Source organism: Mucilaginibacter antarcticus (assembly GCF_042686155.1).
GTDB classification, from domain to species: Bacteria; Bacteroidota; Bacteroidia; order Sphingobacteriales; family Sphingobacteriaceae; genus Mucilaginibacter; species Mucilaginibacter antarcticus.
In genome coordinates this window covers 1-25,952 of record NZ_JBHUON010000011.1, presented here as the reverse complement: position 1 = coordinate 25,952, position 25,952 = coordinate 1, and the positions used below count along the sequence as shown (strand labels likewise).

Here is a 25,952-nt window from a genome sequence, read left to right as displayed (position 1 = left end):
GGGGAGACTTTTATATTTATTAACGCCCTCATTCCGGGGAGGGTTTTCGGTAAGGCTATAATATTTGGTTAAATTCTAACCGCTCTCCATCAGGTCCGGTGATGTTAAAGTACTTACAGCCGTTTCGCCAGAATTGTAAAAATACCGGCGCTGGTTCAAGAATGTTGAAACCGCCGGCCTTCACGGTAGCATAGGCATCGTCAATATCAGGCACATCAAAGGCTACGTGGTCTATGTGTCCGTCTTTTCGCGATGCTATTTCGGGCAGTACACTATCCGGCATCTGGTATAATTCAATGATCATATCTCCGCGTCTCATCATTACACAAGTGCCTTGTTCGCCATTATGGACGAATGGTCTTTCCATCGCGTTAGCAAAACCCAACTTACTGTAAAATATGGCCGAATTAACAATATTAGTAACCGGTATGCCAATGTGTTGTATAGCTTTAATATCTATGTTTATAGCGCTTTCCATAATTCAAGTATTTATAATAAACGGCAAAACCTGCGCTTAGTGTTAAGCTCATCACATTATTATTACAAATGGCAAACACTATTCCCGTTTATTGCTGTTAAACTTGCACATAATTTATCACGATCTGCAATAGATGAAAATCGGAATAGTTTGTTACCCTACCTTCGGCGGTAGCGGGGTTGTAGCCACAGAGTTGGGTAAGGCCCTTGCCGATAACGGTCACCAGGTGCATTTTATCACTTATAACCAACCCGCCCGATTGGATTTCTTTTCGGAAAACCTGTTTTATCACGAGGTGTCCGTATCTAAATATCCGCTGTTTGACTATCCGCCTTATGAACTTGCCCTAGCCAGTCGCCTGGTTGATGTGGTACGGTTTGAAAAGTTGGACATATTGCATGTGCATTACGCTATACCTCATGCTTCGGCAGCGTTTATGGCTAAGCAGATACTGCAAACATATGGTGTGTACATCCCGGTTGTAACCACGTTGCACGGTACTGATATTACTTTGGTAGGTAAAGACCGCACCTACAAACCGGTAGTAACCTTTTCTATTAATCAGTCTGACGGTGTTACCGCGGTTTCTGAGAATCTGCGCAAAGACACCTATGAGTTTTTTGAGATAGAGAACGATATCCGTGTGATACCCAACTTTATTGATTTAAAGCGCTTCAATTTGCAGGCTAAAGATCACTTTAAGAAGGCTATAGCGCCCGAGGGTGAAAAGATACTGATTCATACTTCAAACTTCCGCAAGGTAAAACGTACTAATGATGTAGTAAAGATATTTGCCAAAGTGCGCGCTAAAGTACCATCGAAACTTTTGATGGTAGGCGATGGTGGGGAGCGGAGCGAATGCGAGCAATTATGCCGCGACCTTGGTGTTGCTAATGATGTGCGTTTTTTAGGCAAGCAAGATGCTATTGAGGAAATTCTGTCGGTATCAGACCTTTTCCTGATGCCATCGCAGTCTGAAAGCTTTGGTTTGGCAGCATTGGAAGCTATGGCTTGCAAGGTGCCTGTATTAAGCTCCAACGCGGGTGGTTTGCCAGAACTGAATGTTGATGGTGTAACCGGGTTTTTAAAAGACATTGGCGACATTGATGGCATGGCCGAAAAAGCCATTTATATGCTGGAAGACGAAGCCCGCCTGGCGCAGTTTAAAGAAAACGCCCTGGCTCGCGCCAAAGAATTTGAATTAAGCAAAATATTACCGCTATACGAAAGCTATTATGTTGAGGTAATAGAGAAGACACGGGCAAAAGCAGCAAGTTGTTCTAAGAAATAGAAAGCAGGTCGTCGTGTTGAGCTGCTTAAGCATTGGTTGGCGCTACGCTTAACCGTTGAGCGTCAAGGTATTCCTTTGGGTGTTAATAGACCAGCTTATACCCAATTCCCCGCACATTAATGATCTGTACCGATGGGTCGCCGGCCAGGTGTTTGCGTAGCTTGGTAATAAACACATCAAGGCTGCGAGCATTAAAAAAATTGTCGCTACCCCATACTTTTTCCAGGATATCGTTGCGCTTAACAACTTGCTGATGGTTTTGGCAAAGCATTTTTAGTAATTCGCTTTCGCGCGACGTGAGTTGGGTAACATTGATGCCTTGTTCGACCACATTTTTACGCGGACGGAACACAAATTCAGCAAACTGAAAAATGTCGGTCTCGTTCAAAGGCCGGGCCGACAACACGCCCTCCCGGCTTAGCTGCACTTGTATCCTTACAATCAATTCTTCAATACTAAAAGGCTTTTTAAGATAGTCGTTGGCGCCAATCTCAAAGCCCGCTACTACATCTTTTGATTGCGATTTCGCGGTCAGGAAAATGATAGGCGTCTGTCTGTCCGTCGCTCTTATCCTACGCGCCACTTCGAAGCCATCCATTAGCGGCATCATTACATCAAGTACCAATATATCCGGTTTCTGTGCTTCATACTGTTCTAAAGCAACCTTGCCGTTAGGGCATAAAATAACTTTGTACTCACGCTCTTCCAGGCTTTCGCGAACGATGTGTGCCAGGGAGGACTCATCCTCGGCGAGTAAAACTTTAATGTTGCTCATTTATTTTAAAGGTATAGAAATGATGAACGCTGTTTGTACATTAATTTCGCTGTTTACTGTTATGGTGCCGCCGTGCGCTTCAATTACAGACCGAACATAACTTAGGCCCAGCCCACTGCCCTTTACGTTGTGCAAATCGCCGGTTGGCACCCGGTAAAACTTGTCGAATACGTTTTTTACCTCGGTGGATGGTATGCCTATTCCGTTATCTTTTACAGTGATGCAGGCAAAGCCGCTTTCTTTCACGGCGGTTATGCTAATAGTCACTGACTCTTTTGAATATTTAACGGCGTTGTCGACCAGGTTAATCAGTGCGTTTTTAAAATGCAGCGGGTCGGCGGGCACCTGTTTAACGCCTTCAGCTATATCAATATTAAACTGTACGGGTTTAACCGCCCTAAACTTTTCCATGCTTACAATTTCATCAATCATCGCCGTCACATCTACATCATGCAGGGTAAGCGTTAAGTTATTTTTATCATAAACAGATATATTGAGCAGCTTGGTTACCATATCATTTAAGCGGTTGAGTTCGCTTTTAGATATTTCAAGGTAGCGTTCCGTTTTTTCCTTATTCTCTAATGCGTTAAATTTTTGCATCCCCTCAATAGCGGCGGATATGGTGGCAATTGGGGTTTTGAATTCGTGCGTAAGGTTATCTATAAAATCATCTTTTATATCGGCCAGTTGTTTTTGCTGTTTGATGATCTTGATAAGGAACTGAAAGGACAGTATCAGTAGTGATATTAACGCCACAGAAATACCGACCTTGTAGATCATTTTTTTCGCTACCCATGTGTTTCGGTGCGGAAAATAGAAACCCACCCATTGTTTATTTGGATAACGGTGTAATACATTTTGACGGAAAGGAATAAACTTTTCTACAGCATATTGGGGTGCGCTAACCGTATCTGATGCAGCAAAGCAAATGCGCGCTGTTTGGTCAAGGCCGTTTATACCATACAATAGCAGGCGTTCTTTAAAATATTTCATTATCCGCGCGCTATCTGTTTTGAACGCTGCAACCGGGGTTGAATGCTCCAAATCGTAGAAAAATCTTTCCTCGTCCACAAAGGGGCTTCTATGAAAAAATTTCAAAAGCGAATCGTCCAAACGCATGTTTTTTTGATTGACTTGTATTACAGAATTATTAAGTTTTCCATTGCTCAGCATACTGGGCGACATGATGGAAACCCCATTTGGCGACGGCATACTAATATGCATGTAGTAGCCGGTATGCATAGTAGGATGCTCAATGTTTGGATGTACATAATCCAGATCTATATGCAGCGAATCGCCATCATTAATATAATGCATCTTCACTGTATCCACCCATTTTTTTAGGTTGGTATAAATATATGCCGAGTCAGCACTCCGCTGCTCGCTGTTATGCCTATCCAATGCTTCAGTTAAAGCATAATTGCCGTTTTTATTTAGCCTGTTTAACTCGGCATTGAACGTCTTGAATGTCCAGTCGACCTGGAAAAACATAATGCCAAATATGGCCAGCGTGATAGCTATAAGGATAAGGTTTAGTTTTCTCTTCATGTCAACTTTAATTGGTGAAACGAAGATATAGCAGGGCGGTAAAAGCGGCCCTTTTTGTTAACATACATTAACATTGTTTAGCATTAAGAAAATAATCCATCAAAGCAAAAAGCCCCCGACTAAGTCAGGGGCTCCCAAATATCACAAGGTGGTTTTATTTCTTAAACGGATAGGAGTTAAAGTATAAAGAGATAGCTGTTGATGGCCCGAAACCTCTTTTTAATACCGGCGCAACTTCTGGGGCACGGGTAGCCCATTTGGTTTGTGTAATGCCATAACTGTTGCGGTTATTGTAAGCCACTTTGGCGTTAAGATTAAGCCAGTCAACCAGATCCGTTTTGCCGGTTTCCTGCGTATACATGCGGGCATAACGGGCAAATATGCCTTTAAAGCCGGGCAGGTCATTACCGTTGTCCTCGTTGTTCATCACTTTACCCTGGTAAATGGTATCACGGGTAAATTGGGCCAGTTTCTGAGCATCGGCTAAATAAAAAGCTTCTTTGGTATATTTATACAGCATGGTAGCCGCACCTAAAAAAGTGCCTTGGTTATAAGTGAAGCTAATATCGCTGGTGCGTAGCAAGCCGGTACGGCGGTTTAAGTCTACATTATCTTTTACCTTGCCCGTGTTTTGATTAAACAGGTAAATTTTTGACCAGCTATATAAAGCAATGGCCTTATCGTAATAGGTATTATCGCCGGTAGCCTTAGCCAGGTAACAAGCGGCTACAGACGCCGGGCCTTCAATGCAAGCGTTTTTAGAAGTTTTGGTTTCGTACCATATTAGGCCACCGCCATAGGTGTTGGTAAAGGCACGTTTAAACATCTTGTCATATTGGTCCTTTGCTTTTTCAAGATACTTTTTATCGCCAAAAAACAAGTAACCACGTACGCTAAATAATACTGCCCAGGAAATATCGTCGTTGTACTTATTGTACATCCAGTCCTCTTTATGATTAACGATAAAGTTGTTAAACAGGGCTTCAAATTTGGTTTTGTAAATTGGGTCTTTAGTAACCTCATAGGCATCTAAAACAGTCTCAATCATTTCGGCTTGATCCCAAAACCCGTTGTGGTTTTCTATCTTATAGCCATTGTACCAGTCGTTAAAAGCTTTTTTTGCTACTGCGATATCGGCAATGCCGGGCTGCGCTTTTTCTTTTTGGAAGATCCAGGTTTGTGCCTCGGGTTTTGCAGTGGCTGCCAAGTTGATCTTTGTGCCATCAGCGGCTGCGGTGTTATGTAAGTTAAGCGCGAACTTAGAGTTTGATAACGGCATTAGGCTGTAGCCACCGCTTACTTTTTTAATGGTCCATTTAACATCATCGGCATTTGTATTGTCTTGCTGGTCAATAGCTACCGAGTCGGCGGGTGCGGCGGAAGCGTGTAACAGCTTACCGCTACCTACGTTGGTTAGGGTATAAATACCTTTGCCCAAATGATTAACCACCCAACGCTGCGCGTCAGATTTGGTGTCCGTCCAGCTATTTACCAATGCGCCGTTATCTACTGATGAGTTTTTAACGTCAAGCAGTTTGCCGCTTGATATTGATTTGATGGAGTAAATAGCGCCTGAGGTTATGCCGCTGGTCTGAGCATTGACAGGCACCGCGTTAGCAAGCAGGATAATAGCGACCAGGATGCCTAAGTAAAATGATTTCATATAGTAGGGGGTTGGATATTCGTTGTTAGGGCAATATTGAAGATAAATTTCTATTTAGAAGTTAATGTTTTGAACTTGTTACATTGCAAACGTTTGCGTAGACTACTTATATATAAATGTCAATTATACTCCCCCGGGTTGTGGTAAATACGCGGCGGCTAAAAACAAATAGCTGATGTGTTTTATTGTCTGACAGCTGCGCTCATTAACGGCCGGCACTAAAATTTTGGAGCAAAGAAAACGCTTAGCCATTATAGGCGGAGGACCAAGCGCCCTCTTTATGTTTAAACAGTTGGTTTACGCTAACCGTAAAGATTTGGTTATTGATATTTTTGAGAAAAAACAACAGCTGGGCTCGGGTATGCCCTACAGTGCAGATGGTGCTAACGACGAGCATATAACCAATGTATCAGGCAATGAAATACCTGAGTTAGTGATATCTGTGGGTGAGTGGTTACAAACAGCGCCAAAAAAAATGCTGCAGCATTTTAACATCACACCGCAGTCTTATAACGACTATAAAGTACTGCCTCGCTTAGTTTTTGGCCGGTATCTCCAATCGCAATTTGATTTACTATGCGCTAAGGCGGAGGAAAAAGAGATCAGCCATAACATTCATTTTAATAGCACTGTTACAGATGTAATTGATCATGCTGACCAGGAAATAATAACTATACAAATTGCCGGCAAAAAATTCTTGGAGTATAACTATGTCATAATATGCACCGGGCACCGCTGGCCGCAAAAAAATGAAGGCAAATTACCCGGCTATTTCGATTCGCCTTACCCTCCGGCTAAGCTGCAAATCAAAACGAATGAGCCGGTAGCCATCAAAGGTTCATCGCTTACTGCGTTTGATGCGTTGCGCACGCTCTGCAGGGCCAATGGTGAGTTTACAGAGGATGCTGACGGCCGTAAGCGTTATGAATTAGCCGAGGAGAGTAAGGGCTTTAAAATGGTAATGCACTCGCGCGAAGGTTTATTGCCTGCTGTGCGTTTCCATTTAGAAGATCCGCAGTTATCTAAAACAGATACACTAACTAAAGCCGAAATGCAGTGCCACCGCGGAGAAAACGGCGGCTTCATGTCACTCGACTATCTGTTCGACAAAAACTTTAAGGAGATATTTAAGGATAAACGCCCGGAATATTATGAAAAAAAAAAAAATATGAATTTGGAGATATTTGTCGGCGCAACGATGGCATTCAGGGAGCATCTGGACCCATTTGATTTGTTTCTGGCCGAATACCAGGAGGCTGAGCGATCTATTAAAGATGAAACATCCGTTTATTGGAAAGAGGTGCTGGCCATATTGAGTTTCTCCATGAACTATCCGGCAAAATACTTATCTGCCGAAGATAATTTGCGGCTTAAAAAAGTACTAATGCCGTTGATATCAATTGTTATTGCCTTCGTGCCACAAAGCTCATGCGAGGAAGTGATAGCATTGCACGAGGCAGGCGTATTAACTATTGTAGCTGTGGGCGAAGATAGCCATGTTGAACCCGGACAAAGCGGTGGCGCGACCTATTTTTATAAAGACGAAACAGGGTTAAAGAAATCGGTATATTTTAAAACCTTTGTGGACTGTGTGGGTCAGGCGCACCTGGCTTACGAGGATTTGCCTTATAAAAGTTTGATCAGCAAAAATGCAGTTAGCCCTGCGCGCCTACAATTTCAGGACCAAAAAAACGCACGGCAGGAGCGCGATAGCGGCAATGATGGAGTGGAGATAGAGGGCGGAAATTACTACCTGCGGGTACCGGGCATAGCCATTAATGACAGCTACCAGCCGGTTGATAAATATGGCGCTTTTAACGAGCGCCTTTATATAATGGCTGTACCGTATATTGGTGGCTTTAACCCAGATTACTCAGGGCTTGATTTTTGTGAAGCAGCATCAAAGGCAATTATTAAAAGTTTGAATAAAGCATGAACGATCAGCCATCAGCACCATTAAAACTATATATGTTATTACTAGGCTCAAAAGCGCCCGGCAGGCATGTTGAACAACATGATTTTTTCTTTGGGATAGCTGCATCGCTCCCAGAGCTGGTTCCCGCCATTAAAACCTTTTGGCGCGGCGCGGTAGGCAACCTGCATATTGACGGTTGGCGCGAGGTAAATACCGTGCAAGGCTATAGCATTGTCGTAGTGTTAAAGGATGAAAACACGGTGCCATCAGACAACAAGCTGTTTTTTATTAACCTCGGCGGCTATACCGCAGGGCAGTTGGAGGAGCAGCACTACGTTATCCTGTCTGTTAATACAGACCGCAGCCAGGCCATACAAAACGCTAAGAAGGCGGCTTTCTTTAAAACCAATACTATAGCGTCAGTTAAAGGCGCCAATGCGCATATCGACGATAAGTATGGTATTGACGTAGATGATATTTATAAGATAGAAGAAATGCTGCCGAAGGCGCAGAAAGATAAGTACCATATTGCAATAGCCCCCGGAGCTAACTTGTGCGAAGATGAAGTGCATTTAGGATATTTTAGGTTAGACAGACTATAACTCAGTATATTTTGAAATAGGCATTCTCTCAATAAGCTGAAAGCATCAAAAGGTGTATTTTGCAATACCACCCTTGCCTAAAAACTACTTTTTCAATCCTATCTCACGTAAACGTTCGTCCAAATATTCACCGGCGGTGATGTCCGTGTACAACTTTGGGTTTTCGGCATCGATGGTTGATTGTAGCGAAGTTAAATCCATGTCAGCTTTAGGGTGCAAAAAGAATGGCACCGAGTAGCGCGACGCTTTCATCAGCTCGCGGGGAGGGTTTACCACACGATGCGTGGTCGATTTTAGTTTATTATTAGTTAACCGTTGCAACATATCGCCTACGTTAACCACCAGGTCTTCGCCATGCGCTTTTACCGGGAACCAGCTTCCACTTCGGGTAAGCACTTCAAGGCCATCGGCACTGGCGCCAATTAGCAGTGTTATCAGGTTGATGTCTTCATGTGCTCCGGCACGTACCGCGTCGGCAGGGACAGCATCCGGATTCTCAATCGGGAAGTAGTGCAGCGTACGCAATATCGAGTTGCCGTTGTTTACCTTATCGTCAAAGTAATGCTCGTCTAAATTAAGATATACTGCAATGGCCTGTAGCAATTGCTTTCCAACGCTTTCCAACTTCTTGTAAATCTCTAATGTGGTTGGGTTAAAGTTTTGCAATTCTTTAACTTCCAAGTTATCCGGGTAGCTAGCTTTAAGTTCATCATCACCCTCAACCGTCTGGCCAATTTGCCAAAACTCCTTCATGTCCGGAATTTTAAAGCCTTTGGCAGTCTCCTTGTTTTTGCCGGTATAGCCGCGCTGGCCAGCCAGTTCTGGTATTTCGTAGCTTTGCTTCACGCTGTCGGGCAGGGCAAAAAGTGCTTTTACCTGCGCATAAAGTTCGTCAATAAGCTCTTTGCTTAAGCCGTGGTTAGTTATAGTAACAAAGCCGGTATCGTTAAAGGCCTGGCCAATTTCGTCAGAGAATTGTTTACGCTCGGTTGCAGTACCATTTACATAGGTATTCAAGTCAAGGCGTGGGATATTTATTGCAGTGCTCATAGTATATCAAATAAAAAATACGTGTAAAAATATTTAAATAAGATCAGTTTATATATAGTTGTGTATAAGTAAACGTGTTATATGCCAACCAATTAAAAACATCCTTTGTTTTGATCGTATCCAGACGCCTTGTTCATCGGCGTAAAACAATTACAGCACTAAACGTTTTATAATTTGTTATGTCATAATAACAGGCGGGCTGTTGAAGCCCGGTGCAATAGGGATAGTGATTATGAAAATATTAGATAAAATTATAGGCTCCGCTTTTTTAGCTTTTATGCTGATAGCCGTGCCGAAAAAAAATCTGGCTCAGCATAAAAAGGCTGATACTGCGCTAGTTTTCGAAAAACCGGATCAAAAAACCAAAGACGTCCTTCAGCAAAAGGCCGAGCAAATAAAAGGTCAGGAAAAAGCAGTCCGCGAGCAGCGCCGTCAGGAGCGGATACGCGAATGGCAGGAGCGATCAGTCAGCGTGCCGATTCAACCGCCGCCGATATGGGGGCAAACACCGCTGCAGCAACAGCAAATGGCGCTGCGTGGGCAAAAGCGTCAGCTAGAACGGCAGCAGCAAGCAGCACAACGTGCTAAACAATTAGAATTTAAACGTCAAAAACCAAACATTAAACCGGGGCAATAAAAAAAGCCTGCTCCTGTTACTACAGAAAGCAGGCCCTCACACTTAACCGGTTAACAACAAACGATTAAAGGTCTTTTATAAGCTGCCGTGCAGGCAGTATGATATAAAAATGGTCAGTACAAAATTGTAGCTGACCATTTATTGTATTATGGTGATAGAGATTAAAGCTCTTCGTCGTGCTGAGATACGTCCAAACCGGCAATCTCATCTTCCTCAGATACACGTAGCGGGCTAATAAGGTCTGTAACTTTTAACAGAACAAATGCACCAATAAACGCGAAGGCTGATACGGCAACTAAGGCGATAACATGTTTGATAAACAAAGCAGAATCACCATAGAATAAACCATCAGCGCCTAGGCTGTTAACACTTTTAGTAGCAAATACACCGGTTAATAGCATACCAACCATACCGCCTACACCATGACAAGGGAATACGTCAAGCGTGTCGTCAATGTTGGTTTTGCTTCTCCAGATAACTACGAGGTTAGATACAACCGCAGCAACTATACCTATAATTAATGAGCTTGATACCGTTACAAAACCCGCAGCAGGGGTTATAGCCACTAAACCTACCACAGCACCAATACAAGCGCCCAATGCTGATGGTTTTTTACCTCTAAGTATATCAAAGAAGATCCATGACATTGCAGCAGCAGCTGATGCAGTAGTTGTAGTAGCTAAAGCGGTAGCAGCTAATTCGCCAGATGCTAATGCAGAACCAGCGTTAAAGCCAAACCAACCGAACCAAAGTAAACCGGTACCTAATATTACGTAGCTGATACGAGCCGGTGTGTGTGCCTCTTCGGCGCCGGTACGTTTTTTCAAGTATAAAGCTGATGCTAAAGCTGCCCAGCCAGCAGACATGTGTACTACAGTGCCACCTGCAAAGTCAAGAACGCCCATTTTAAAAAAGTAACCTTCTGGGTGCCACGTAGCGTGAGCAAGCGGGATGTAGATGATGATGATGAATAAAGTGATAAAAATAAGGTAAGAGTTAAAGCGGATACGCTCTGCAAATGCACCGGTAATTAGTGCCGGTGTAATAACCGCAAACTTTAACTGGAACATTGCGAACAAGATAACCGGGATAGTGCCGCCTAACCATGCAACACCTATCGTGTTTTGCATCATAAAGAAAGAGGCAGGGTTGCCAATTAAACCTAAGCCGCCAACGTCTTCGCCAAAGGCCATGCTAAAACCAAACACTACCCAGATGATGGTGATTAAGCCCATACAAACAAAGCTCTGCAACATGGTCGAGATAACGTTTTTCTTTCTAACCATACCGCCGTAGAAGAAAGCAAGGCCCGGGGTCATCAATAATACAAGGGCGGTAGAGATAAGCATCCAGGCTATATCAGCCCCGTTATACGTTGTCGCCGGAGCGGCAGCCGCCTTTGCGCCCGGGAAAGTAAGCGCCAGGATGACAACGATAATGAGAATGCCAAATGGTACGATTTTTTTCATGTGTGTTTTGTTAAGTGATTAATATGAGTTGATGTTTAGTTAATGAGTTTTGATTTTGGGGTATTGGTAGCATACACTCGAGCCGGGCGCAAACCTGCGAGCCTAAAAAGCTCAATTTTTACTGCGGTTGGCAGTAATTGCATAAGGTTTGTTTGAATAATAAGTCTGAAAATCATTTTTATTCGGTTTTGTGTAATTTATTTCCGGGTTAGTTTAAATAAATGCAGTGTTTGCTATAAATAGCATTAAAAAATGACGAATAACGCCGTTATTTATTGTATTTCTTTTGCTAAATTAACAATACATTTTATTTATCCTATAAAAATTAACAATAAAAATGAAAAAAAACATCAAAACTGATTTTTTATAGCTTGTTTAACTTGAAAAATTGTAATAAATAAAATTTTGAAAACAAATATTTAAGTATTGCTTTGAAAAAGGACGGTGATTGTGAAAAAAATGTAGAATATGGGACGTATTATCTGCAATACTGGATAATTATTGTAGATATTTTAAAAACAGAATGCTATTAAAGCAAGAAGGCCCTTCCGATTGTCTCCGAAGGGCTTTTATTATATTATTTTTACAGAGGATGTTAATCTTCTACCATCTCGCTGTGTGGTTCTGCTTCTTCTGGTTTTTCTTGTTTAAAGTAGTGATTCTGAAATATCAGTATCAAAATAACACCTACGGATATAGATGCATCGGCCAGGTTAAATACCGGCCTGAAGAAAACAAAATCTTCGCCACCCCAAACAGGAAACCAGGTTGGGAAATTGCCTGATACCAGCGGGAAGTAAAACATATCAACCACACGGCCATGAAACAGGCCTAGCGACTTGCCTAAGGCATCCTTTTGAAACAGGATACCATAAAACGTAGAGTCGATGATATTACCCATAGCGCCGGCAAATATCAATGCGCCGTTCATAACCAAACCACGGTGATACTTGTGTTTAACTAAATACACAATGCCATAGCCTATGGCGGCAACAGCAGCTATGCGGAAAAGCGTTAAGGTAAGTTTACCCCAATCGCCCCCCAGCTCCATACCAAAGGCCATGCCGTTATTTTCGGTGTAATGCAGCATGCCCCTATCACCCAAAAAGTGAATTTCTTCGCTCTGGTACATGTGCATGCGTACCCAGGTTTTGATGGCCTGGTCGGCAACGATAACTAATAAAGCAAGTAAAAAAGGTTTGTAATACGAAGCCTTCATTTATTGCTTTAGTTTAGCTTCCATAGTTAAGGTGGTATGAGGCACCGCGCGCAAACGCTCTTTAGGGATTAGTTTACCTGTTTCGCGGCAAATACCGTAAGTTTTGGTTTCAATACGTACTAAAGCGGCCTCTAACTGTTCAATAAATTTTTTCTGACGGGCAGCCAATTGGTTAATCTGCTCTTTCTCTAAGGTTGCAGATCCGTCTTCTAAGGTTTTGTAAGTGCCGGCGGTATCATCTGTACCGTTAGCGTTAGGCGAGCTTAAAGAAGTTGCCAGGGCATTTAACTCTTCTTTAGCGCTGGCTAATTTCTCTAACAATAAGTCTTTAAATTCTTTTAACTCAGTGTCGCTATATCTGGTTTTTTCGTTTTCTACTTTCATTATACTTTATTAATAGCAATAATTATTTCTTGTTCATCAATTGTTGTGGCTTCGCCCTCAGTAAGCTGATTATCAACTACTATGGAGTCTGCCAAAATTTCGGCGCAAATATATGATAAATTATTATTCAGGGCCCGGCTTATAAATGGCTGGTCGGTTAACTTTACGTTAATTCTGTCTGTTACTTCAAATCCATTGTTTTTGCGCAGGTTCTGTATACGGTTAATCAGTTCGCGCGACGTACCTTCTTCCTTTAATTCATCGGTTATGGTAACATCTAAAGCCACGGTTAGTTTGCCTAAATTTGCTACCTGCCATCCCGGCACGTCTTCTGCAATTATCTCAACGTCGCTTACGCTAATTAAGTACTTAGTATCCAGTATATTGATGCTGCCTTCGGTTTCAAGTTGGCTGATGTCGTCCTGCGTAAAATTGTTAATAGCATCGGCCACAGCTTTCATATCCTTACCTACTTTAGCACCAAGGGCCTTAAAGTTTGGCTTAATTTTCTTTTTAATGAAACCTGCTGTATCCGTTATATATTCTATATCCTTTATATTGGTTTCAGACAGTATAAGGTCTTTTATCTGGTTAACCTGGTGTTCAAAATCCCTGTCTAATATAGGCAGTAATATTTTGCTTAACGGCTGACGCACATTGATACCCACTTTTTTACGTAACGACAACACCAGTGACGATATGTCCTGTGCCATTTGCATGCGCTCCTCTAACGACTCGTTTACCAACGCGGCAATATGATCAGGGAAGTAGGAAAGATGTACAGACTCAAACGGTTCTTTTTTGGTGATGCTGTTCAGGTCGGTATATAAACGCTCAGCAAAAAACGGTGCGATAGGCGACATTAACTTGGCTACTGTAATTAAACAGTTGTATAAGGTTTGATACGCCGATAGCTTATCCTGCGAGTCGTCTGACTTCCAGAAACGGCGGCGGCTTAAGCGTACAAACCAGTTGCTTAAGTTAACATCTACAAACTCCTGTATGGCGCGGGCCGCTTTTGTTGGCTCAAAGTCCTCATAAAAAGCATCAACCTCTTTGCTCAGGGTATTTAGTAATGATATGATCCAACGGTCTATCTCCGGGCGGTCCTGGATATTGATATCCGGCTCACTGTAGGTAAACTTGTCAATGTTGGCATACATTGTGAAGAACGTGTAGGTGTTATACAGCGTACCGAAAAACTTACGGCGCACTTCATCTATGCCATCGGCGTTAAATTTAAGGTTGTCCCACGGCGCGGCATTGCTAATCATGTACCAACGTGGTGCGTCGGCGCCAAACTGCTCAATAGTAGCAAACGGATCGACCCCGTTCCCTAAGCGCTTTGACATCTTATTGCCGTTTTTGTCCAGCACCAAGCCGTTAGATATGACGTTTTTAAACGCTACACCCGGGTTATTAACTCCGGCATTAATTTCTTTGATCTCGTCGCTGGCTTCGCTAAGCATTACCGCAATGGCGTGCAGGGTAAAGAACCAGCCACGGGTTTGATCTACACCTTCAGCAATAAAATCTGCCGGGTACGAGTTTGCAAACTCCTCTTTATTTTCAAACGGGAAATGCCATTGCGCATACGGCATGGCGCCGCTGTCAAACCAAACATCAATAAGGTCAAGCTCGCGCACCATTTTTTTGCCGGTTGACGATACCAATATCACATCGTCAACATAAGGGCGATGCATATCCTCTAATACAAAGCCCTGCGGCATAAAGCCCGCGGCGATTGATTTTTCGATCCCGGCGTTAAGTTCAGCTATAGAGCCAATGCAAATTTCTTCCTTGCCCTCCTCATCGCGCCAGATAGGTAAAGGTGTACCCCAGTAGCGTGAGCGCGACAGGTTCCAGTCTACCAAATTCTCCAGCCAGTTGCCAAAACGGCCTGTGCCGGTCGACTCCGGTTTCCAGTTGATGGTTTTGTTAAGCGTTACCATCTTATCCTTTACAGCGGTGGTTTTAATAAACCAGCTATCTAGGGGGTAATAAAGTATAGGCTCATCGCTGCGCCACGAGTGCGGGTAGCTGTGTTCGTATTTCTTAACGTCAAACGCTTTGTTCTCGGTCTTTAATTTTATGGAAATGAGTACGTCGGTAGATTTAAAGCCTTCAACCGCGCGCTCTTCTGTGCTGTAATAATCTTCTTTAACGTAAAAGCCTGCAAAGTCAGTAACCTCGTCAACAAACTTACCTTGCTTGTTAACTAACGGAACATCCTTGCCATTCTCGTCTTTTACCATTACGGCGGGTACGCCTGCATCTTTAGCTACCCTAAAGTCATCCGCGCCAAAGGTTGGTGCAATGTGTACTATACCTGTACCATCTTCGGTAGTCACAAAATCTCCCGCGATAACACGGAAACCATTTGCCTGAAGATCTGCATTGGTTACATACGGCATTAATTGATCGTAGTGAATGCCAACTAATTCAGATCCTTTATAAGTTCCTTTTATAGTCCAGGGGATCAGTTTATCACCGCCTTTATAATCCTCAAACGATGTGTTCTCGGCATCGGCCTTAAATAATTTTGCCACCAGATCTTTTGCCAATACAACGGTGATTGGCTCAAAAGTATAGGGATTGAAAGTAGCTATTTTGGCATAGGTAATCTTTTCGCCAACAGCCAATGCGCTGTTTGACGGTAGGGTCCACGGCGTGGTCGTCCATGCCAATATGAAAAGATCGGTATTGATATCGCTGTATAAAAACTCAGAATCGCCATCGCGCTTAACTTTAAACTGCGCGGTAATGGTGGTATCCTTCACCATTTTGTAGGTGCCCGGCTGGTTAAGCTCGTGCGAGCTTAGGCCCGTGCCCGATTTTGGTGAATATGGCTGTATAGTATAACCTTTATATAAAAAGCCTTTATCGTGTAGCTGTTTCAGTATCCACCAAAGCGACTCGATATAATTATTCTCGTAAGTGATGTATGGGTTTTCAAGGTCAACCCAGTAGCCCATTTTTTCGGTAAGGTCATTCCAAATATCGGTATAGCGCATTACCTCTTTGCGGCAGGCGTCGTTATACTCTTTAACCGTAATTTTTTTGCCGATATCTTCTTTAGTGATGCCCAAAGCTTTCTCAACAGCCAGCTCAATAGGTAAGCCGTGCGTATCCCAGCCGCCTTTACGTTTTACCTGGAAACCTTTAAGCGTTTTGTAACGGCAAAAAATATCCTTAATGGCGCGGGCCATAACGTGGTGGATGCCCGGCATGCCATTGGCGCTTGGCGGACCTTCATAAAATGTATATGGGTTACCGGCAGGGCGGCTGCTTATGCTTTTTTCGAAGATGTTGTTCTGCTTCCAAAACTCCAACACATCTTTACCCGTTTGCGATAAGTTTAACTGCTTATATTCCTTGTACATTAATATTTTACCCCTTATTTTTAGAGGTTGCAAAATTAGGCAATTTGTAATGAAAAAGAGTATTTATGGGGGATGAATTTGCCGGCCTTCAAGTTTGAGCTTTCAGGAATGGTGTTGAGTAATAAGAATGTTCGCTTCAAGGCACTTAGGTAGGGCTTTCTTTTAATAGATACAAGCTTTGCGAGAAATAATATCTTTACATCATATACCTTATCACCATGAAAACCCTTTTAATTATTACAGCCTGTTTGCTTGGATTCGCCCTTGTGTTTTCTTGTAATGGTACGAGTGTTATAAAACAGTCAGATACGGTTGCGGTGCCCGTTGGTACTTCAGGTAAAAATACAGCCTTAAATACCGGTACCGAATATATAGCATGGGACGAAGCACGTATCAATGGTACTATACCGATGATTACTACAACCAAACTATTGTACACTGCACTTGGTAAGCCTGATAGCATCGTTACCCAGAATATGGAGAATGTTTGTGTATCATACTACTATGATAGGCCTTTTAAAAACGTTTATATAAAAGGCAGTAGTTTTGAACTTTACGGAGATACGGTTGTAATTAGCTCGCTAAACTTTAGACAACCGGGTGTGATATTCACTGCCGGAAAACTACGGTTTGATAATAGAACTACCCTGAGCGCGGTCGCTAAACTATTCCCGAAGGCAGTTGGTGACCAATCCAATGTGTCATTGGAGAATAATGAAAAAGTAATATCGATTAGAATTGAAACAGGGAAAGTAGTTAATGATTCTGCCTGGCATTTGTTGTTTAAAAATGGAAAGCTTATAACAATTGATTTTTGGATGCCCTGTTAGATAAAAGGGTAAAGCATCATTTACCCACGTATTTATAGAATGTTACTTTTTTTCTTTAATCTTGCCATTTATGTCGGCCAAAAGTTTAGTTACACTATTATTAATATTTATCGGTCATGCCGTATTTGCGCAATCAAAGAAAGGTACTGTTCGTCCACCGTTTACCTTGTCACTTCGTATTAACGATAGCATAGCATTTGATCAACCTTTTAAAGAAACATTTTATTTAGTGGATGAAGGCGTATTGCAACTCTTTCCGGGAGATGATGTTTTGGTAGAAGTAGATTTGGAAAAAGACAGCCTCATTAATTTCAAGATAGTACCCACGATAATGAACAAAGAAAAGACCATGCGTTTTACATTTTTTCAGAGCTACGAAGGCAACATCCACAAGGAGATGATATTAAAAGTGTACAACCCATTTTCAAAAAACCTTGTCTACAAAGCGCATATAAGTATAATAAATACTGACGGCTGGAAAAGTACCAGTATAGCGCCTGTATTACCAAAATTGCTCTCCTACGAATTGTGGCCAGACATTATCGGCAGTATACTTTTACAAGGTTTCAAGTTAGAGAGCGCAAAGTAGCGCCATTGCACGATAACCCCCGTGGCTTACAGTTAAACATACTGTCTTTTTCAGTAAATTTGAACCAATGAAAAAACTCATCCGCAGCTTTAGCTATGCTTTTAAAGGCTTGGCCCATGCTACCAAAACTCAGCTTAACTTCCGGGTGCATTTGGTGGTCTCGTTGCTGGCTTGCTTTTTAGGATATGCCCTGCATATTTCGATGGGCGAGTGGATGTGGATAGTTGCCTGCATTGCCATTGTGTTAATGGCCGAGCTGTTTAATACCGCACTAGAGTTTTTGGTTGACCTGGTATCTCCGGAGTACAACGAACTGGCGGGGCATGTAAAAGATATTGCTGCCGGGGCGGTTGTTATTGCAGCACTGTTTGCGGTGATTGAGGGTCTGATCATTTTTCTTCCTAAAATATTAGCGCTTATCAATGCTGCATAAAACCCGGGGCATAGTTTTAAAAACTACCGACTACGGCGAAAGCAGCGTAATAGTGCAGGTGTTTACCGAAAAGCTGGGCCTGCAATCGTACATCATTAACGGCGTAAAAAAACCGAAGGCTAAGATCAGCCGCAATATGTTGCAACCACTGCATTTGTTGGATATGGTAGTGTATCATAAAGCCGCCGGCAATGTACAGCGTATATCAGAATTGAAAACCGCGCCGGTATTGCAGACCCTTCCTTATGATATTATTAAAAGTAGCATGGCTCTTTTTTTAAACGAGGTACTTTACAAATCCATCAAACAACAAACCGCCGACGAGCACATGTTTGATTTTGTATTTAGCGCCATTGAGTGGCTTGACCATCAAACTGACGGCCTGGCTAATTTTCACTTGCTGTTTCTAGTAAAACTTACCCGCTACCTGGGTTTCTACCCCGACAGGTACCAGGTAGATAATGCCGATTACTTTGATTTGAAGGACGGTGTTTTTAAACAATACAAGCCCGATAGTATTTTGTATTTATCCCCCCCGCACACGCAAAACTTCGGCAGTTTATTGCATTCAAGCTTCGAAAATCTGTCATCATTAAAATTAAGCAATGATGAGCGCCGTTATTTGATAGCCAAGCTGCTTGAGTATTACGCGCTACATGTTGAAGGTTTTGGAAATATCCGCTCGCACGAGATATTGGAGGAGGTATTAGGTTAAAAGGTTTCCCTAATCTTCTTCAAAGCAGAAGATTAGGGAGATATTTTATTGCAGAACCTGCTTCTTAATATATTCAATGCATGACTCCGGCAATTGAGCGCCGTCTATTTGACTGATGCTGTCGTCGTTATTAATTTTCAGCTCGGCGTTAAGGTTATCGTCGATAGTTACATGCAGCATTTTCTGTTCTTTCTCAACCACGCAAGTTACATCGCGGCCACTATAATGTATTTCGAAACGGTATCTGCCGTCTTTTTCTGCTGGTTTGGTGTCTTTGGATTCGATCATGGTTTTCAGTATTTTCTACTAATAACACCGCAACACCAAGGATGTTTTAACGGCATTTTTACTTACCTGGTAAAACGGAGCGTACAATTTGAATGATACAACGCGGGAATATTTATCCCTCAGCGTTTTTGAGCATTATAATTACGATAATGTGTTGTATTTTAGGCCATTGATTAAACCAACCTTCTTGCATACCCTTAATGAAAAAACTATCCCTCATTGTTTTTGCTATAACGCTGGCGTTCTTTAGCAACGCCCAGGAGCGTGTAGCCACCTATACTGCCGAATTTAAAAAGCACCCGGATAGCCTGGGGGTTAAGATAAAATTGGCTACAGCACATGCCCAAGCCTCGAACACTGATACCGCAGAACTATTGTTTAAAGAAGTAGCCGCTACCGCCTTAAAAAAAAATGACACTAAAGCTTTTGTTAACGCTCAAATAAGTATAGGTAAGCTTTATGCTGACAAAGGCGACAATGTAAAGGCGCTTAACCATTATCACCAGGCACAAAGTGGTGCCGAAAAAATAGCCGATAAAAATTTATTGGCCCATGTGTATAAAAACATTGGCGCCCTGTACATCAGCTGGAAGAAATTTGAGGAAGCACTTGCTTATTATGACAAAGGGGAACTAATAGCTGCGTCAATTAATGAGGACGAGTTAGTGGCAGATTGTCAAAACAATAAAGGGACCGTTTACGAGCAGCAAAAGAAATATGATATGGCTTTGGCGGTCTATAAGAATGCCTTGAAGGTTTACACCAAAAAGAACATCCCGGCAAAAATATCAATGGTGTTAAGCAATCTTGCTATTGTTTACAAGTTTAAAAAAGACTTTGGTGCATCATTACAATACAATTTAAAGGCACTTGCCCTGTCTGAAAAAAGCAACGACAAGTGGATAATGGCCGCAACATATAATAACATTGGTGGCTTATATAGTGCGATGAATAACTATCAGCAAGCCATTATGTATGCTACTAAAAGTAAGGATTTGGCTACAAAAATTGATGCTATTGAGATTATTGAAACAGCTTACGAAACCATGGCCGATGCGGCATCAAAGGCTGGCGACTACAAAAACGCGTATCTATATCATCAACAGTTTATGCAGTCAAAGGATAAGTTTATCAATCTTGAAAGCACAAAGCAACTATCTGAACTTAATGTAAAGTACGAAACTGCTAAAAAGCAAAAGCTGATACAGCAGCAGCAGTTAGAGATACTGCGACGGAACATGACCATTATGGTTATAGCAATTGTGTTTTTAGCCGCGCTTGTTATTGGTTATCAGATTTATACCCGTGACAAATTAAACCAAAAAACGGCGTTACAAGAAGCTGCTATAAAACATCAGGCCATGGCTACAAAAGCCATTATAGAAGCCGAAGAGAATGAGCGGAAACGCATAGCCTCTGATTTGCACGATGGTGTAGGGCAGTTGTTCTCTGCAGTCAAACTGAACCTTAGCGGCTTGCTGTGCCGCGCTAATTTAAGTGATCCGGCTATGGTTACGCTGGGCGATAAAACCCTGGCCATGGTAGACGAGAGCTGTAAAGAAGTTAGGCTGATAGCTCACCAGATGATGCCGGGCAGCTTATTGCAAAACGGACTGACAACGGCTATTGAAGATTTTGTTAAGAAGATTGATTCCTATCATTTAAAAATAGATGTTAAAGCCCACAATATGGAGGGTAGGTTAGATAGTGATATTGAAACGGTGCTTTACCGTATTGTGCAAGAGAGTGTTAACAATGTTATCAAACACTCGCAAGCTTCAAAGCTTGATATAATACTAACACGTGATGAAAAACAAATAGCTGCAACTATAAAGGATAACGGCCGGGGATTTAACACTGCTGACAGAAAATATTTTGACGGAATTGGCATCAAAAATATTATAACCCGCGCGGCATATTTAAAAGGCAGGGTTGATATATTTTCGGAAGAAACCAAGGGGACTTTGATTGCTATCTTTATACCACTAGGCGAGGACTTTTAATTAAACAATCACTAAACCAAAAAGAGAGAACTCTTTTGTGGGTTCTCTCTTTGTATTAACTGACTCATTAACGTATCATAAAGAACAATGGGGGTGGTTAGATAGGTAATAATTACTGCAAATATAAAACTTGTGGTTTTAAGGCAAATTGCTTTCCTGCCTGTTTAACAAAATTTAACGTTTTACTTTCGCAAATATCAGGCAGTAATTAACAATATTGCGTTTCAGAGATGGTATGGTTAAGGCTCTAAAAATAAATTACTAAACGCGGGTCAATAAAGCCCCGCTACAATCCCAAAAAATGATCGAAAGTATCGCTGCGGATACCCAGGCGAAGCGTTTCTAAGGGGATGCTGTCGGCAGGGGCTATGTTACCCAGATTTACATTAGCGCCAATCAATTTAATGAACCATACTTGTTGCGCTTTTTGTGGGGCTTCCCAAATAATGGTTTGCTCGGGTATTTGGGTCAATATCTCGTCAACCAAACCCTGGCGCACTTCGCCCGAGTCGCGGTAGATGCCTACGTTGCCGCTTTCGCGTGCTTCTGCAATAACCTTCCATGATCCGGCTTCAAGCTCGGCTTTCATCAGTTGGATCCATTTGTAGGGAGCAAATATCTTCTGCACGTCCTTTGATCCAACCTCGGATATTACAGTAAAGTTTTTAGCAAGTGTTTTAATGTAATCACATTTAACATCGTGGTTGATAGTAATGGATCCGTCGGATACCTCAACATGCTGAAGATTATATTTGTCCACTATGCGGCAATAATCATCAAACTGCCCACGTACTATCATAGCCTCAAATAAAGTACCGCCAAAGTATACCGGTATGCCGGCATCCTGGTACATTTTTATCTTTTGATCAAGGTTTGGGGTTACGTATGATGTTGCCCAGCCCAGCTTTACAATGTCGGTATAGGTGCTGGCAACTTCTAAAAAATCTTCAACTTGCCGTAAGCTCAGGCCCTTGTCCATTACCATGGTATAGCCGCTCTCGCGTGGTTTTTCCGTGCGTTCCGGAAGATTATTGATTGTATAATTCATTATAAAAGCCAGTGAGGTGCTAAACGGCGTAAAAGTCTAAAAAAAAAGCTAAAACTTGAAACGTTTTAGCTTTTTAAGGTAAGTAAGGGTTACCGCGTGTAACGGTTTATAATATCCAATATCACTTTATTGTCTTGCAACTGTGGCAAATAATCAAATAAAATGTGATGCTTTTCCGGGTCTGTAGCTAGTGCCATTTCTAATTGGCTCAGCGCTTCGTTATACTCGCCTTTAGCAAACAGGTAAGCTACCAAGCGGAAATAAAGCTCTGCGGCTTCAGGGTTGTTTTTTATACCCTCGGCCACGATCTCGATTGCGCCCGTTAGTCTTTCATCCTCATAAAGTATCGACGAATAATCTAACCAGGCATCAATATCCATAGGGTTAAGCTCAACCACTTTTTCGTAAGCCTCTTCGGCCTCTTTCATATGGCCAAGCTTGTATTCGGCATCGGCAATGGCAAACCAGTAGTCGGCGTTAAGGGCGTCAATATCCAGCGCTTTTTTATAAAAGTGCAGGGCTTCAAAATAACGTTCCTCAAAATCAAGCGTCACACCAATGCCAAACCACGCGTCGGCCAATTTTGGGTCCATTTTTACTGATTTTTTGTAAAAAGCACGCGCGTCATCCATCTGCTCAAGCTTCTCGTAACACTCGCCAATGGCGCAATACGTATCGGCATTAGGCTGCTCATACTCAAATGTATGGCGATACACTTCTATAGCTTCGGCATACTTTTCTAAATTTACCAGCGCGTTACCCTTGTTAAAGTAAGCCGAGGCAAAACTGTCTTTGATCAATATGGCATAATCATAAGCGTCAATAGCTTTTTCAAACAAACTTAATTTGGTAAACGCGTTACCCAGGTTATACCAGGCAGCGTAGCTATAAGGCTCGTTGTCGATATATTGCTGATAAAACTGCACGCTTTCTTCTTGATTGTCAAGTACATCATAGCAAAAAGCCAGCTCATACAGCGCATCCTGGTTCTCCATGTTTTGCTCCAGGCAAAGCTTCAGGTAGGTTATTGATGTCTCGTAATCGCCCATATTTTGGTAAACGTAGGCTATGTGCAACAGTATCTCGTCAGTCTCTTCGGCGCGTTCAAGCGCTTTTTCGTAATTCTCCAAAGCTTCTGTGTAGCGTTCCATGCTTTCAAACATGTTACCGCGGATAATATAAATATCAGCGTCCGAAGCTTCGAGCATAGCGGCCTTATCCAGCGCCGCAAAAGCGGCGGTGGTTTGGTTGGTAATTGCCAGTAACTGCGCTTGCTTAACTAAAAATACCGCCGCAAAAGGATGCTGGTTTGCAGCATACTCGGCTACTTGTAAAGCCTTGGCGGGGTCATTTTTTTCGATATAGTAATCGATGATGTTCTCAAACGCCTGGGCATCAAAAAAGTACTGGTCATGATTCCTGATCATTTCCTCGTACCGCTCTACCGAGAATTTTGGATCTTCGGTAAAACCAAATTCAAAGTCTTCTTCCATTAATTAGTGCTTAAGAACAGGTTTAATAATCCACTTTTAGGTTAGACTATTAAACTTTAGTTGAGTTTAAATTACAAGTAAAATGCCCCCTACGGCAATTAAGTTTTCAACATCCAAACATTTTTAACATTGGCAAATGCAAAGTGTTGATTATTAATAACAAAGCATTTGGCTGGCAATGGGGAGGATTGGATCTGATTTGCATTAAAGATATTTTACCTTTAGTATAACAAAGATACGCACAACGCGCCCCTATGTAACTAAACCTTTAAACATTTACATAAAGCTTACATAAAACATTTGTCACCCGGCAGCGTTAAAAAGCCATATGTGGTCAGTTTTCACCAAGCCCGTATATTTAATATATTACACAAAATTTAACGATACATGACTAATTTTAAGAAATACACTTTTGGGGTGGTTACCTATGCGGCCCTGTTTCTTAGCTTCAATGCTTCGGCGCAAGAGGCGCCTAAAAACTGGCACCAATTAGATCTGAAAACCGATGGTTATTACGGCATCAGCTTAAATAATGCTTACAACTTTGTAAAAGGAAAAAAAGGCAAAACGGTGGTAGTAGCCACTATTGACAGTGGCATAGACACTGCCCAAAAAGACCTTAAAAGCATCCTTTGGGTAAACCCCAAAGAAACCGCGGCTAACGGTAAAGATGACGACGGCAATGGGCTGGTTGATGATGTGCATGGCTGGGACTTTCTTGGCGGCCCGGGCGGCAAGGTTAACTATACTGAAACCACTGAAGAAATACGAGAATATGCCCGCCTAAAACCGAAATATGGCACGTTGACTTCCGCTCCCGCGGGGAGCGAAAAAGAGTATGCCTACTGGTTGAATGTAAAAAAAATACACGATGCTACTTTTGAAAAATCAAGCACCGAGGCCGCGCAGATAGGCCAAATGATTAATGCTTTAATGGCCACCAGCGGTTATATTAAAAGAGAGTTAAAGCTTGCGCCATCGGCTACGTTTACTAAAGCTGATCTGGAAAAAATTACGGCCACCAACAACGACACCATTATGCAAAGTAAAGGTGTATGGATGCAAATGTTTGAGCAGGCCGAAGGTGATAATGGCAAGGTGATGAAAGATATTGCGCAGTATATGGAAAAACTCAACAATGACATTAATCCTGACCTGGAGTCGCGCAAAAGAATAATGGGCGACAACCCGGATGAACGCGGTGGTAAACCCTATGGAAATAACATTCTGAAAGCTCCTGACGCATCTCATGGTACCGGTGTGGCCGGCCTCATAGGCGCTGTACGCGGCAACAACTACGGTATAGATGGCGTAGCCGATAACGTTCGTATTATGGCCATTAAAGCAGTACCAAACGGTGACGAGTACGATAAAGATATTGCTAACGCGATACGTTACGCGGTTGATAACGGCGCCAAGGTCATCAACATGAGTTTTGGTAAAAAGTTATCGCCGCATAAAGATTGGGTTGACGAAGCCTTTAAATACGCTGCAGGTAAAGATGTATTGCTGGTGCAGGCATCAGGCAATGACGGCCAGGATATGGATATCAAACCACAATATCCTAACGATATTTTTGAAGACGGTTCATCAAGCGACGCGGCTAACGTAATCTGTGTAGGCGCATCAGGCGCTAAAGCCGGTGACGAGCTAGCCGCCAGCTTCAGCAACTACGGCAAGAAGAATGTTGACGTGTTTGCCCCGGGTGCAAAAGTAACATCGATAGATACCGATGCTGAGTTTAACACAGCCGATGGTACCAGCTTCTCATCGCCAATTGTGGCAGGTGTGGCCGCTTTGATATTAGAGCATTATCCAACTTTAAGCGCTAAGCAATTAAAGCAAGTAATATTGGAGTCGGCAACGCCACTTACAGGTAGCATGACCCTTAAACCGGGCAGTAAAGACCAGAAAGTTGACTTTACAACCTTAAGCAAAGCCGGTGGTATTGTTAATGCTTATAAAGCGTTACAAATAGCATCTAAGTTAAAGGGTGAAAGAAAGTAAGTGCAAATACTTACAAATAAAAAGGTGGGCTAATTGGCCACGAATGGTCGGAAGAAATTCCGACCATTTTTATGTTTTGAAAAACAAACCCGGGTCTCCGCCGCATTGCACAACGATCAGGGCTATAGCGAG

The 25,952-nt window shown here is 42.4% G+C and carries 22 protein-coding genes; 10 read left to right on the top strand and 12 right to left on the bottom strand.

The window, feature by feature from the left end; genetic code table 11:
* Positions 1-55: 55 nt before the first annotated feature.
* Positions 56-478, bottom strand: a complete 423-nt coding sequence (locus tag ACFSYC_RS10670; RefSeq protein ID WP_377126949.1) for a VOC family protein — start codon at positions 476-478, stop codon at positions 56-58.
* Between the two features lie 133 nt (positions 479-611).
* Here ACFSYC_RS10670 and bshA point away from each other — a divergent pair, with 133 nt between their 5' ends.
* A complete protein-coding gene (gene bshA / locus ACFSYC_RS10665; protein WP_377126946.1) occupies positions 612-1,769 on the top strand; it encodes an N-acetyl-alpha-D-glucosaminyl L-malate synthase BshA in 1,158 nt (385 codons plus the stop codon).
* A gap of 82 nt (positions 1,770-1,851) precedes the next feature.
* Here bshA and ACFSYC_RS10660 read toward each other — a convergent pair whose 3' ends face one another.
* The 3 genes from ACFSYC_RS10660 to ACFSYC_RS10650 form a co-directional block, all read right to left on the bottom strand.
* A complete protein-coding gene (locus tag ACFSYC_RS10660; RefSeq protein WP_377126943.1) occupies positions 1,852-2,544 on the bottom strand; it encodes a response regulator transcription factor in 693 nt (230 codons plus the stop codon).
* Positions 2,545-4,092, bottom strand: coding sequence for a sensor histidine kinase (locus tag ACFSYC_RS10655; RefSeq protein WP_377126940.1), 1,548 nt, complete (start codon positions 4,090-4,092; stop codon positions 2,545-2,547). It abuts the gene before it with no gap.
* A 154-nt stretch (positions 4,093-4,246) separates the two neighbouring features.
* Complete coding sequence (locus ACFSYC_RS10650; protein WP_377126937.1) at positions 4,247-5,755, bottom strand: glycoside hydrolase family 76 protein; 1,509 nt, start codon at positions 5,753-5,755, stop codon at positions 4,247-4,249.
* A 226-nt stretch (positions 5,756-5,981) separates the two neighbouring features.
* Here ACFSYC_RS10650 and ACFSYC_RS10645 point away from each other — a divergent pair, with 226 nt between their 5' ends.
* Complete coding sequence (locus ACFSYC_RS10645) at positions 5,982-7,691, top strand: FAD/NAD(P)-binding protein (RefSeq protein ID WP_377126934.1); 1,710 nt, start codon at positions 5,982-5,984, stop codon at positions 7,689-7,691.
* Positions 7,688-8,272, top strand: a complete 585-nt coding sequence (locus ACFSYC_RS10640) for a DUF1543 domain-containing protein (protein ID WP_377126931.1) — start codon at positions 7,688-7,690, stop codon at positions 8,270-8,272. Before ACFSYC_RS10645 ends, ACFSYC_RS10640 begins: the two co-directional genes overlap by 4 nt.
* Positions 8,273-8,356: 84 nt before the next feature.
* Here the strand turns inward: ACFSYC_RS10640 and ACFSYC_RS10635 are convergent, their stop codons facing one another.
* A complete protein-coding gene (locus ACFSYC_RS10635; protein ID WP_377126929.1) occupies positions 8,357-9,322 on the bottom strand; it encodes an isopenicillin N synthase family dioxygenase in 966 nt (321 codons plus the stop codon).
* A gap of 232 nt (positions 9,323-9,554) precedes the next feature.
* Here ACFSYC_RS10635 and ACFSYC_RS10630 point away from each other — a divergent pair, with 232 nt between their 5' ends.
* Positions 9,555-9,959: a hypothetical protein gene (locus tag ACFSYC_RS10630; protein ID WP_377126926.1), complete on the top strand. Its 405-nt coding sequence runs from the start codon at positions 9,555-9,557 to the stop codon at positions 9,957-9,959.
* Positions 9,960-10,120: 161 nt separating this feature from the next.
* On the opposite strand, the gene ACFSYC_RS10625 is transcribed toward ACFSYC_RS10630, so the two are convergent.
* The 4 genes from ACFSYC_RS10625 to ileS form a co-directional block, all read right to left on the bottom strand.
* Positions 10,121-11,428 carry an ammonium transporter gene (locus ACFSYC_RS10625; protein WP_377126923.1) on the bottom strand — a complete coding sequence of 436 codons (1,308 nt, stop codon included), beginning with the start codon at positions 11,426-11,428 and terminating at the stop codon, positions 10,121-10,123.
* Positions 11,429-12,023: 595 nt separating this feature from the next.
* A complete protein-coding gene (locus ACFSYC_RS10620; RefSeq protein WP_377126921.1) occupies positions 12,024-12,647 on the bottom strand; it encodes a lipoprotein signal peptidase in 624 nt (207 codons plus the stop codon).
* Complete coding sequence (locus tag ACFSYC_RS10615; protein WP_377126918.1) at positions 12,648-13,031, bottom strand: TraR/DksA family transcriptional regulator; 384 nt, start codon at positions 13,029-13,031, stop codon at positions 12,648-12,650. It lies immediately after the preceding gene.
* Complete coding sequence (gene ileS, locus ACFSYC_RS10610; protein WP_377126915.1) at positions 13,031-16,414, bottom strand: isoleucine--tRNA ligase; 3,384 nt, start codon at positions 16,412-16,414, stop codon at positions 13,031-13,033. Before ileS ends, ACFSYC_RS10615 begins: the two co-directional genes overlap by 1 nt.
* Before the next feature lie 218 nt (positions 16,415-16,632).
* On the opposite strand from ileS, the gene ACFSYC_RS10605 reads away from it, so the two are divergent.
* The 4 genes from ACFSYC_RS10605 (at position 16,633) to recO (ending at position 18,981) form a co-directional block, all read left to right on the top strand.
* Positions 16,633-17,244 (top strand): hypothetical protein, encoded by a 612-nt coding sequence (locus tag ACFSYC_RS10605; protein ID WP_377126912.1) that lies wholly within the window; start codon positions 16,633-16,635, stop codon positions 17,242-17,244.
* A gap of 70 nt (positions 17,245-17,314) precedes the next feature.
* Positions 17,315-17,833, top strand: a complete 519-nt coding sequence (locus ACFSYC_RS10600) for a hypothetical protein (protein WP_377126909.1) — start codon at positions 17,315-17,317, stop codon at positions 17,831-17,833.
* Between the two features lie 67 nt (positions 17,834-17,900).
* Positions 17,901-18,266 (top strand): diacylglycerol kinase family protein, encoded by a 366-nt coding sequence (locus ACFSYC_RS10595; RefSeq protein ID WP_377126906.1) that lies wholly within the window; start codon positions 17,901-17,903, stop codon positions 18,264-18,266.
* Positions 18,256-18,981, top strand: a complete 726-nt coding sequence (recO, locus tag ACFSYC_RS10590) for a DNA repair protein RecO (protein WP_377126903.1) — start codon at positions 18,256-18,258, stop codon at positions 18,979-18,981. Before ACFSYC_RS10595 ends, recO begins: the two co-directional genes overlap by 11 nt.
* Before the next feature lie 45 nt (positions 18,982-19,026).
* On the opposite strand, the gene ACFSYC_RS10585 is transcribed toward recO, so the two are convergent.
* Positions 19,027-19,269 carry a hypothetical protein gene (locus tag ACFSYC_RS10585; protein ID WP_377126900.1) on the bottom strand — a complete coding sequence of 81 codons (243 nt, stop codon included), beginning with the start codon at positions 19,267-19,269 and terminating at the stop codon, positions 19,027-19,029.
* 200 nt (positions 19,270-19,469) lie between these two features.
* Here ACFSYC_RS10585 and ACFSYC_RS10580 point away from each other — a divergent pair, with 200 nt between their 5' ends.
* Complete coding sequence (locus tag ACFSYC_RS10580) at positions 19,470-21,272, top strand: tetratricopeptide repeat-containing sensor histidine kinase (protein ID WP_377126897.1); 1,803 nt, start codon at positions 19,470-19,472, stop codon at positions 21,270-21,272.
* 286 nt (positions 21,273-21,558) lie between these two features.
* Here the strand turns inward: ACFSYC_RS10580 and ACFSYC_RS10575 are convergent, their stop codons facing one another.
* Positions 21,559-22,320, bottom strand: a complete 762-nt coding sequence (locus ACFSYC_RS10575) for a phosphosulfolactate synthase (RefSeq protein WP_377126894.1) — start codon at positions 22,318-22,320, stop codon at positions 21,559-21,561.
* A gap of 89 nt (positions 22,321-22,409) precedes the next feature.
* Positions 22,410-23,813, bottom strand: coding sequence for a tetratricopeptide repeat protein (locus tag ACFSYC_RS10570; protein WP_377126892.1), 1,404 nt, complete (start codon positions 23,811-23,813; stop codon positions 22,410-22,412).
* Positions 23,814-24,200: 387 nt separating this feature from the next.
* Here ACFSYC_RS10570 and ACFSYC_RS10565 point away from each other — a divergent pair, with 387 nt between their 5' ends.
* Positions 24,201-25,820, top strand: a complete 1,620-nt coding sequence (locus tag ACFSYC_RS10565; protein ID WP_377126889.1) for a S8 family serine peptidase — start codon at positions 24,201-24,203, stop codon at positions 25,818-25,820.
* Positions 25,821-25,952: the final 132 nt, after the last annotated feature.